The organism is Sinomonas sp., from assembly GCF_036848755.1.
Lineage (GTDB): Bacteria > Actinomycetota > Actinomycetes > Actinomycetales > Micrococcaceae > Sinomonas.
Window position 1 is genome coordinate 5,003 of sequence record NZ_DAIUJO010000095.1, and the last position, 9,454, is coordinate 14,456.

The window sequence follows — 9,454 nt, forward strand, 5'->3', positions numbered from 1 at the left end:
CCGGTGACGCGCAGGGTGATGTTGATCCGCCCCGTCTCGACCCCGCACCCGGCAGGAGCCGTTCCGGGGAAGACCTTGGTGATGCCGTGGAACGCAAGGCGGGACGGGCCGCCGAAGACGAACAGGTCGCCCGACGCAAGGACAATGTCCTCGTAGGGCCGCCCGCGTCCTTCGGGGTTCCCGAAGCGGAACTGGCACGAGTCCCCGACTGAGAGGGAAACGACGGGTTCAGGCGAAACCTCGTCCCGGTCCTGGTGCATGCCCATGCGTGCGTCCGCGTCGTAGTAGTTCACGATTGCCGTATCAGGGGAGTACGTCTGCTTTCCACCCCGGGCCTGGCCGTACGCCTCGGCCACGGCGAGTCTGCCAAGCCGAACCATCCAATCGGGGAAAGGCAGCACGCGCCGCCCGTTCACGTCCGTGGCGGCTCGCGTGTACTTGTACGGCTGCCAATGCCAGCCGAGGCAGACACTCTTGACGGACATCTCGTGGCCTCTGACCTTCGCGGCGCGGAGGGGCACGGGGCCGGCCGACCACTCACGGAAACGCTCGGCGATCCACGACTGCTGCTCGAGGGTGAGCCACCCGGGGACATGGACTGCACCCGGCGCCAGCTCGCGCCGCGGCCGTTCGAGCAGGTCATCTCCGAAGAGGGCGCTCACGCCGCAGCCGCTTCGAGCCGGAGAAGAGCCGTTTTGGCCTCGAGCCCACCGATGTAGCCGCCGAGGCTACCGTCCGAGCGCAGCACCCGGTGGCAGGGGAGCACGACGGGTAGGGGATTGGTCGCGCAGGCAGTCCCGACAGCTCGGACCGCTTTGGGGTTGCCGACCGCGCGGGCCACCTCGGCATAGCTCTCGGTCCGCCCGAATCCGATGGCCGAGAGATGCTGCAGAACGGTGCGCCGGAAGCCCGCGGAAAGAGCCAGATCCACGGGGAGATCGAAGGCCTTCCGCCGGCCGGAGAAGTACTCCTCGACTTGGCGCGCGGCCTCGCCGAGCCGCGCCGGGGCTTCGAGGATCCGAGGGCTCAAGCGCTGGGCGAGGGAATTGAGTACCGACTCGAGGCCCTCGCGTTCGTACGCGACGCGAACCAGTCCTCGTTCCGTTGCGGCGAGGAGGAGCTTCCCAACCGGCGTCTCCACGACGCGATAGGCGACGTCGAGGATGCGCTCATTCGAGGCGCGTTCGGCGAGGCCGGCGTGGAGGCGTTCGAGGACACCGGGTTCGATCGTGATGAGTTCGGGGGCGAGTGCGATGTCCACGGGGCCGTTCATGCGCTTTCTCCTTCTAGCTGCGAGGCCGCAAAGCGTGTGCGGAGCGACTTGATGCCGTCCGAAGCGGCGCGCCGGGCGGCGGCGGGGGTGCCCCCCACGATGGCGGCGATGTCATTGAAGGCCAGGTCTGCGAGATAGCGGTACGCGATGACCCTTCGTTGTTTGTCGGGCAATCTGGCCACAGTGCTCCAAAGCCCATCGCTGGCGTCTCCCGAGCCGGGAATGCCGTGCGGTGAAGGAGTCTCGGGTACCTCGCTGACGGGCACGGCCCGTCTGCCACCGGATCTGACCGCATCGAGGCTCTTGCGATGGGCGATGGTCACGAGCCACGCCTCCGTATTCGCGTCCGAGGGCAGATCAGGGTAGGCACGCAGTGCGGAGAGGAAGGTCTCCTGCCACACGTCCTCGGCGTCTGCAGGCCCCACGACGGCCCGGCACACGCGCAGCACTGTGGCGCCATGCAGTTCCACGAGCTTTTCGAAGGGCTGTTTCATGTCCATCACTGGGTAGACGCGGCGGGGGCAGCAAATGTGAGGTGCTGAGTGGTGAGCTGTGCTCAGAAGAGGCGTGCGGCCTTCACCTCGGGAGGCTCCTCGAGCTCGAGAAGGAAGCGTTTGCGCTCCAGCCCTCCCGCGTAGCCCGTGAGGCCCCCGTCGCTCCCCACGACACGATGGCAGGGAATGATGATGCTCAGGGGGTTGTGGCCCACGGCTTGGCCCACGGTCTGGGCGAGGCTGCGGCCGCCCAGCCGCTCCGCGAGCAGGCCATACGTCGTCGTCGAGCCATAGGGAATCCCGGCGAGCAGCTCCCACACACCGAGCTGGAACCCATTGCCGCGGGGCGCCGTCGTCAGCTCGAAGCCACGGCGCTCGCCGGCGAGGTATTCCCTGAGCTGCCGGGCGGCGTCGTCCATGAGGCTGTCCCGCGTGACGCGCTCGCCGAAGGATTCCCGGCGGGGGAGCGTCCAGTGCCCCGGGAAATAGACGGCCGCAAGGGCATCGCCGTCGGCCACGAGCGTGAGCGGACCGAGAATCGTGTCCGCTTCGGTATGACGCATTCCACCATTCCACCACGGGGTGCCGTGCCGAGGCCCGTCGGGGAGGGGCGGTCAGGGCAGTCACCGATGGCTGGCGAAGAATTCACGCAGGAGTTCCGCGCACTCCTCGCCGAGGACTCCTCCGTAGACCTCGGACCGGTGGTTGAGCCGACGTTCCCGGAGGATGTCGAAGACGCTTCCAGCGGCCCCGGCCTTCTCGTCCCACGCGCCGAAGACGACCCGCCGAATCCGCGCGAGCACGACAGCCCCCGCGCACATCGCGCACGGCTCGAGCGTGACGACGAGCGTGCAGTCCTCGAGGCGCCAGCCGTCCCCGCGTTCGCCGGCCTGCAGCGCCGCGGCCGCGGCCCGGATCGCGAGAATCTCGGCGTGTGCCGTCGGGTCGCCGAGCGCCTCGCGCTCATTGCGTCCGGCGCCGATGACCTCTCCGAGGGGGTCTACGACGACCGCGCCGATCGGCACGTCTCCCGTCGCGAGGGCCGCCTTGGCCTCCTCGATTGCGAGCCGCATCCACGCTTCGTGCGGGGGCGTCCCGTACGGGGACGCGTCGAGCGCGGACTCGGGGGCGGCCATGCTGTCCATGATAGGTTCGCGCCTCGCCTCGCCGGGCTTCGCGCACAGCTGCGGCGCCGGGACAGCCCGACGCCGCAACTCGACTCGCTTCAGGATCGCGGGCTCACAGGACCGTCGCCCAGACGGCGACGACGGCCATGATCACCCCCCAGGACACAACCAGCTGACTCCACCGTGGATTCGGCCATCGAGCGGCCAACCACATCCCGAACAGGGCCCCCGTCCCTGCGGTGGAGTATGCGAGCAAGGAGACCATTAGCGTCTTCATGACGCGTCACCTCCTCACCGAGGAAGGGCACCAGTGTAACTCCCCATGGGAGGCGGCGCCGAGGGGCCCGGATGATAGTTTGGCAGCCATGCGAACCCTCGTCGTCGACCACCCGCTCGTCGCCCACAAGCTGACGGTCCTGCGGGACAAGAACACGCCCAGCCCCGTGTTCCGGCAGCTCACCGAGGAGCTCGTGACGCTCCTCGCCTACGAGGCGACCCGCGAGGTGCGGACCGAGACAGTCATGATCGAGACGCCCATCACGACGACTGCCGGCACGGCGTTCACGAAGCCCACCCCGCTGGTCGTTCCCATCCTGCGGGCCGGGCTAGGGATGCTCGAGGGCATGGTCAAGCTGGTCCCGACCGCGGAAGTCGGCTTCCTCGGGATGGCCCGCGACGAGGAAACCCTCGATATCGTGACCTACGCCGAGAGGCTTCCCGAGGACCTCACGGGAAGGCAGATCTTCGTTCTGGATCCCATGCTCGCCACCGGCGGCACGCTGAGCGAGGCCATCAAGTTCCTGTTCCGGCGAGGCGCGAGCGACGTCACGTGCATCTGCCTCCTCGCCGCACCCGAGGGCCTTGCCCGGCTCGAGAAGGGGCTGGGGGACGCGAACGTGAGGGTCGTCCTCGCCTCGATCGACGAACGGCTCAACGAGAAGGCCTACATCGTGCCAGGCCTCGGGGATGCCGGCGACCGCCTTTACGGACTCGCAAAGTAGGCCCCGCCCCCGGGCGGACCGTCGGGCCCGGAGCTCAGGGCCGCGCTAGATCCACGAACTAGTGCAGGCCCCCCGGGACGCCAGCAGGCGCCGTGGGCTGCGGCAGGGTGCCGGGCAGCGTCGGGAGCTTGGGGAGGGGCACGCCCAGATTCGGGCTCGGCAGCTGTGCCGGGAGGCCCGGGTGGCTCGCCTGGGGTGAGGCGGACACGGAGCCCGCGTCCGTCGTCGTCCGGGGTGCGCTCGTGGCAGCCGACGACGGCGCAGGCACCCCCGCCCCCGCGCTCCCAGCGGCCGACGACGGGTCCGGCGTGGCTGCAGAAGGCGCGGTTGGCGCAGGGGCAGGCGCTGGCGCGGCCGGGGACGAAGGGACGCCCGTGGGGTGGCCGCTGAGGACGCCGATGACCGAGTTGAACCCGTCGTTGAGCGTCGAGCGGAAGCCCTCGTCGGCTGCCGCTGCGGCAGCGGTCCCCGCTCCGATCGCGGCCGTCAGGACAAGCGCGGCAGCGAGCGGACGACGACGGCGGCGCGCCCTGGCGGGGCGGCGCGGCCCGTCCCCCTCGATCACTTGGAGAGCCGGGGCGGCGCCGCCGGGGACGGCGGTCGCCGCCGTCTCGTGGGGCAGCGTCTCGTCGGACAGCAGGAGCGCCTCGAGCAGCGGCCCAGGCTCGACCGGCTCGCCGTGGGCCAGCGTGCGCAGTTCGGCGAGCAGGGGCCGAAGCGAGTCGGTGCTCTCTGGGTCCATGTCAGTCAGGACCTGATCGATGACCGTCTGGTCGATCTGGTCGTCGATCTCACGATCGTTGAGGGGGTTCATGACGGGCTCAGTTCTCTGGTGACTGCGTGGCTTCTCAGGGCTTCGAGGGCCCGCCGCTGGAGCTGCTTGATGGCACCGGTGGTGCGACCCATGATGTCGGCGGTCTGCTCGATCGACAGATCGGCGACGACTCGGAGGAGGAGCACCTCCCGGTGGTCGTCGGTCAGGGACTTCAGGAGGTTCAGCGCCCCCGTCCCTGCGAGGGCGAGGTCCTCGGCCGTGGCGGGGGTAGTGCGCGAATCCAGTTCGGGATCGTGGGGAACGAGGGCGGGGGTCCGCTGACGGCGGCGGTGATGGTCGACGGCGCGGGAGTGCGCGATCGTGAAGACGAGGGCCTTGGCTCCTTCGAGTCCGCCCCGGAGCCCCCCGATGCGCGAATACAGCGAAAGGAAGACGTCTTGGGTCACCGCCTCGCAGTCGTCGACTCCGCGTGCCCTCAGATAGCCGCGCACAGACGGCGAGAGGGTGCGGAAGGCTGCGGTGAAGAGTTCAGCGTGGTCGCCGGGATCCGTCGGGGGGATCTCGCGGCTCGGGTCCTCGTGGGGCTCCAACCGGTCTCCCTTGGTTGTGCGGGGCCGGGCATGCGGTGCTTGCTGGGCCCCTGGTGCTGGGGCGCACAGGGCACGGCGGCACGCGCCGGTCTCGGGCAAGGCCGCGGGGGCCGGCCGGCGGCCGGCCCCCGCGGAACGACTTGCCAGACTACCTCAGTTGGCGTGCCGCGGCCTTACGGCTGGACCGGCGACGACGGCACCGAGGGCGCGGCCGGGGCTGCGGGGACCGACGGGACAGCGGCCTGCGACGGCAGCGACGGGACGGCAGGAGCCGACGGCAGCGACGGGACGGCCGGAGCGGTCGGGAGCGCAGCGTTCGCCCCGGCGTTCGCGTTGGCCCGAGCGTCTGCCGAAGCCTGAGCCGACTGGCCGGCGATCACGGTGCTGCAGAACGCCGAGACGTTCGACTGGCCGTTCGCGTCAGCCACGAGGGTGTGGAAGGCCGTAGAGGTCGCGTTCAGGCCGCCCTGCGCGTATGCGGTGCAGAGTCCGAGGACGACCTGGGCGTTCGCACCCGCGTTCGGCGAGACCGACGACGGCAGGTTCGCAGCGGAGGCAGCGGCCGACTTGGCAGCGGACGCGGCCTGCGATGCGGCGCCCGTGGGCAGGGCCGGCGTCGTCGGTGCCGCGGGGACTGCGGGCGTGGCGGGAAGCGCGACGGCGGGGAGGCTCGGGGCCGGGGCGCCGATGAGCTCGTGGGCGGTCTGCTGGACCGGGGCAGGAAGAGCGTTCGTGTACGCTGCGGTCCCCGCGCCACCGAGGGCGAGGGCACCGAGGGCGACGGCGCTCGTGGCGACCTTGCTCGAGGCGACAAGAGTGAAGAAGGACATGGATACTCCTCAGGGTCGGGACCAACTGGGAGGACCGTCTGCGCGGCCCTACTCCCGTCCAACCGAGGGGGAGGCCGGAAAGGTCACGCGTTCCCGAAAAAAAGTTCTGGGCCCGTCCTGCGGAAGCGGACCGACCCAGTCCGCTTCGGTGGCCGCGGCGGCTACCGCCCGTCGTCGTGCGCCCCTAGCGTTGAAGGCATGGACTGGAAGCTTGAGCTGGTGTTCGTGCCCGTGTCCGACGTCGACCGGGCCAAGGATTTCTACGTCAACAAGGTGGGCTTCAACGCCGACTACGACGAGCGCGTGAACGAGAATCTGCGGTTCGTCCAGCTCACACCGCCGGGCTCGGCGTGTTCGATCGCGATCGGGGAGGGGCTGAGCGAAGCGGCCCCCGGCACCGCGCCGAACCTGCAGATGGTGGTGGGCGACATCCAGAAGGCCTACGACCAGCTCAAGGGCAACGGTGTGGACTGCAGCGAGATCCAGGTGCTCGACTGGGGCCACTTCGTGTACTTCCAGGATCCGGACGGCAACAGATGGGCCGTGCAGTACATCCCGTCCCGCCCGAATGGCTAGGAGGATTCACCCGAGTTCGTAGACGGTCGCCGCGCCGATCGTCTCGGAGCGGAAGGTTCCGGCGACCCACGCCTCGATCTGCTGCGCATCATCGGAGCCGGTGCCGCCCTGCGCGAGGCTCGAGGCGATGAAGTAGTGGATCTTCCCCTGCTTCACGAGCTCCTGGAACTGGGCGAGCGTGGGAGCGGGGTCCGTGCCGTTGAACCCGCCGACTGCCATGACGGGCAGCTGCGTGGCGAGCTGGTATCCCGCTGCGTTGTTGGAGCCCACGACCGCGGCGGCCCACGTGTACTTCGACGCGTCGGTTTGGAGGGCGGCCACGAGTGCCGGCGTCGGGGTCGTCGCGTTGAGCAGGCCGCCGGCCCCGCCGAAGCCGCCTCGACCGCCCGCGCCGAACGCGCCGCCGGGCTGGCCGCCGAAGCCGCTGCCCGGCGTCATGCCTTGGCCGGAGGCGGTTCCTCTGCCCTGGCCGAGGCCGAGGAAGCTGTTGAGGCCGCTCTGGCCAGCGCGGAAGCCGCCGAAGCCGGGGCGACCGCCCGAAGCGGGGCCCGCGGTCACGATGGCGCCGGCGTGCGGCGTCGCGACGGTTTGGGCCGTGAACGCGAGCGGTCCCGAGAGCGCAGCGACGAGGGCGACGCCCGCCGTCGCGGTTCCGAGCGCGCGGGGGAGCTGGCCACCCGCGACGCCGCGCGTGCTGAAACCGCCCGCCACGATGCCGATAGCGGCCGCGAGCGTCGCGACGCCGATGACCCACGGGAGCCACGAGACGAAACCCGTGGCGCGCAGCATCAGGACGACGCCCAGGCCGCCAGCCGTGAGGACGGCCGTCGCGAGGGCCGAGGCTTCGAACGGCTGGCGTCGGCGGTGCCACAGAACACCGGCACCGAGTCCCACGAGCGCCGCGATGGCCGGAGCGAGCGCGACGGTGTAGTACTCGTGGATGATGCCGTGCATGAGGCTGAACGTGAGCCCGGTGACCAGCAGCCAGCCGCCCCACGCCACGACCGACGCCCTCACGGAGTCCGTGCGCGGCGCCTGCCGACCGGCCCACAGGAGAGCGGCGCCCAGGACGAGCGCGGCCGGCAGGAGCCACGCGATCTGGCCGCCGAAGGTCGAGGAGAAGAGCCGGAGCAGCCCGGGCTGGCCCCAGCCGTTTGCACCGCCCACAGAGCCGACCTCGTCGCCGCTCAGCCGGCCGAAGCCGTTGTAGCCGAACGTGAGCTCGAGGATCGAGTTGGTCTGCGAGCCGCCGATGAAGGGGCGCTCGCTCGCCGGCGTGAGCATCACGGCCACGATCCACCATCCGGCCGCGACCACCATCGCGGCGAGACCGCCGAGCAAATGGAGGAACCGCCTTCCGAGCCCCTGCGGGGCCGCCCAGAGGTAGGCAAGCGCGAAGCCCGGGACCACGAGCAGCACCTGCAGCTGCTTCGTGAGGAAGCCGAGGCCGAGCAGCGCTCCGGCGAGGACGAGCCATCGTGCCCTGCCGTCCTGGACCGAGCGGACGACGCCGTAGCCCGCCGCCGTCATGAGCAGCACGAGCAGCGCGTCCGGGTTGTTGAAGCGGAACATGAGCGCCGCGACGGGGGTCAGGGCGAGGACGACGACGGCGATGAGCCCCGCGCCGTGGGCCGCGCGCTCGCTTCCGGTCGCCGGACGCGCGGCGCGGCGCACGGCGACGTAGAGGAGCCACGCGGTCCCGACCGCCATGACGGCCTCCGGCACGAGGACGGACCATGAGCTGAGGCCGAAGATCCGGACCGAAAGGTCCATGATCCACAGGGACGCGGGTGGCTTGTCGACGGTGATGGAGTTCGCGGCGTCCGACGAGCCGAAGAAGAAGGCCTCCCAGTTCTGGCTCCCGGCCTGCGCCGCCGCACTGTAGAACGCGTTGGCCCAACCGCTCGCCCCAAGGTTCCACAGGTACAGGAACCCCATGGCCACGAGGAGTACCGCAAGCTCGAGGCGGTTTCGGGCGGCGCCTCCGAGACGGGCGACACCTCCCGCCGCTGTGGAGCGGCGGGAGGCGAGGGCTGGACGCAGGGTGGTCATCACTTAACCAGTTTGTACACCGTCGTGCTGCCGACCGTGGTCGCCTGGAAGTTCGACTCGACCCACTGGGTGATCGCCGACGTGTCGCTCCCGCCGCGGCCGCCGAAGCCACCGCCGCCGATCCCGCCGCCGGCGATGTAATAGCTGATCTCGCCGTTGGCGACCATGGTCTTGAACTGGTCGAGGCTCGGGTACGGGTCGCTGCCCGTGAAGCCGCCCATCGCGATGACGTTCGTGTTGGAGGCGAGCTCGAGGCTCGCGGCCGAGTTGGAGCCGTTCGTCGCTGCCGACCACTTGGTGGTGGTCTGCTTGAGCAGCGCCACGAGGTCGCTTGAGGCGCTCACGTCGCCGCCGGGGCCTCCGCCAAAGCCGCCTCTCGGCGTCGCACCCGTTCCCGTGGTGCCCCCCGTCGTCGTGCCCGTCCGGTCGCGGAAGCCGCCGAAGCCCGCCCGGTTGCCGAAGCCCCCGAAGCCGCTTTGCCCTGACGGGCCGGAGGTGGGGATGGAGCCCGTGTGGCCCACGGAGGCCGTCGCTACGGTGAACGCCGCAGAGCCGAGGCCCCCCGCGAGCAGCGCGGCGATCGCGACGGCGACGGCACCGAAGCGGAGACGGTCCAGACGGACCAGGAGGGCGATGGCCACCAGCACACCGAGGATGACGATCACGAACTTGAGCCACGGGAGCCAGGAGGAGTCGCGGCCGAGGAGCACCGCGGTCCAGATGCTCGTGGCGAGGA

12 protein-coding genes and 1 pseudogene are annotated in these 9,454 nt (G+C 70.5%); 2 read left to right on the top strand and 11 right to left on the bottom strand.

Annotated features, from left to right (window positions below):
- The 6 genes from V7053_RS14215 to V7053_RS14240 all read right to left on the bottom strand — a co-directional run.
- Positions 1–662, bottom strand: a 662-nt coding sequence (locus V7053_RS14215; protein ID WP_334172929.1) for an alpha-ketoglutarate-dependent dioxygenase AlkB family protein, incomplete at its 3' end; no start/stop codon positions are given.
- Positions 659–1,273, bottom strand: coding sequence for a methylated-DNA--[protein]-cysteine S-methyltransferase (locus V7053_RS14220; RefSeq protein WP_334172930.1), 615 nt, complete (start codon positions 1,271–1,273; stop codon positions 659–661). The genes V7053_RS14220 and V7053_RS14215, both read right to left, overlap by 4 nt.
- The gene (locus tag V7053_RS14225) at positions 1,270–1,767 is read right to left on the bottom strand and encodes an RNA polymerase sigma factor (RefSeq protein WP_443022623.1); all 498 of its coding nucleotides are present in this window, start codon (positions 1,765–1,767) and stop codon (positions 1,270–1,272) included. Before V7053_RS14225 ends, V7053_RS14220 begins: the two co-directional genes overlap by 4 nt.
- Before the next feature lie 62 nt (positions 1,768–1,829).
- Positions 1,830–2,330, bottom strand: a complete 501-nt coding sequence (locus tag V7053_RS14230; RefSeq protein ID WP_334172932.1) for a methylated-DNA--[protein]-cysteine S-methyltransferase — start codon at positions 2,328–2,330, stop codon at positions 1,830–1,832.
- A gap of 60 nt (positions 2,331–2,390) precedes the next feature.
- Complete coding sequence (gene tadA / locus V7053_RS14235) at positions 2,391–2,903, bottom strand: tRNA adenosine(34) deaminase TadA (protein WP_334172933.1); 513 nt, start codon at positions 2,901–2,903, stop codon at positions 2,391–2,393.
- Between the two features lie 103 nt (positions 2,904–3,006).
- Positions 3,007–3,171 (bottom strand): hypothetical protein, encoded by a 165-nt coding sequence (locus V7053_RS14240; protein ID WP_334172934.1) that lies wholly within the window; start codon positions 3,169–3,171, stop codon positions 3,007–3,009.
- 88 nt (positions 3,172–3,259) lie between these two features.
- On the opposite strand from V7053_RS14240, the gene upp reads away from it, so the two are divergent.
- Positions 3,260–3,895 carry a uracil phosphoribosyltransferase gene (gene upp / locus V7053_RS14245; RefSeq protein WP_334172935.1) on the top strand — a complete coding sequence of 212 codons (636 nt, stop codon included), beginning with the start codon at positions 3,260–3,262 and terminating at the stop codon, positions 3,893–3,895.
- Between the two features lie 58 nt (positions 3,896–3,953).
- On the opposite strand, the gene V7053_RS14250 is transcribed toward upp, so the two are convergent.
- The 3 genes from V7053_RS14250 to V7053_RS14260 all read right to left on the bottom strand — a co-directional run bounded on the left by V7053_RS14250 (position 3,954) and on the right by V7053_RS14260 (position 6,090).
- Entirely contained in the window at positions 3,954–4,709 is a 756-nt protein-coding gene (locus tag V7053_RS14250) for a hypothetical protein (protein ID WP_334172936.1), read from the bottom strand.
- Complete coding sequence (locus V7053_RS14255; RefSeq protein ID WP_334172937.1) at positions 4,706–5,260, bottom strand: RNA polymerase sigma factor; 555 nt, start codon at positions 5,258–5,260, stop codon at positions 4,706–4,708. The genes V7053_RS14250 and V7053_RS14255 overlap by 4 nt, the downstream gene beginning before the upstream one ends.
- A 173-nt stretch (positions 5,261–5,433) precedes the next feature.
- The gene (locus tag V7053_RS14260; RefSeq protein WP_334172938.1) at positions 5,434–6,090 is read right to left on the bottom strand and encodes a protein tyrosine phosphatase; all 657 of its coding nucleotides are present in this window, start codon (positions 6,088–6,090) and stop codon (positions 5,434–5,436) included.
- A gap of 198 nt (positions 6,091–6,288) precedes the next feature.
- Between V7053_RS14260 and V7053_RS14265 the strand changes: the two genes are divergently transcribed.
- On the top strand, positions 6,289–6,666 hold the full coding sequence (locus tag V7053_RS14265) for a glyoxalase superfamily protein (RefSeq protein WP_334172939.1): 378 nt from the start codon (positions 6,289–6,291) through the stop codon (positions 6,664–6,666).
- Between the two features lie 6 nt (positions 6,667–6,672).
- Here the strand turns inward: V7053_RS14265 and V7053_RS14270 are convergent, their stop codons facing one another.
- Positions 6,673–8,718, bottom strand: a complete 2,046-nt coding sequence (locus V7053_RS14270; RefSeq protein ID WP_334172941.1) for a glycosyltransferase family 39 protein — start codon at positions 8,716–8,718, stop codon at positions 6,673–6,675.
- Positions 8,718–9,454, bottom strand: a pseudogene (locus V7053_RS14275) (glycosyl transferase); the annotation flags it as partial. The gene V7053_RS14270 and the pseudogene V7053_RS14275, both read right to left, overlap by 1 nt.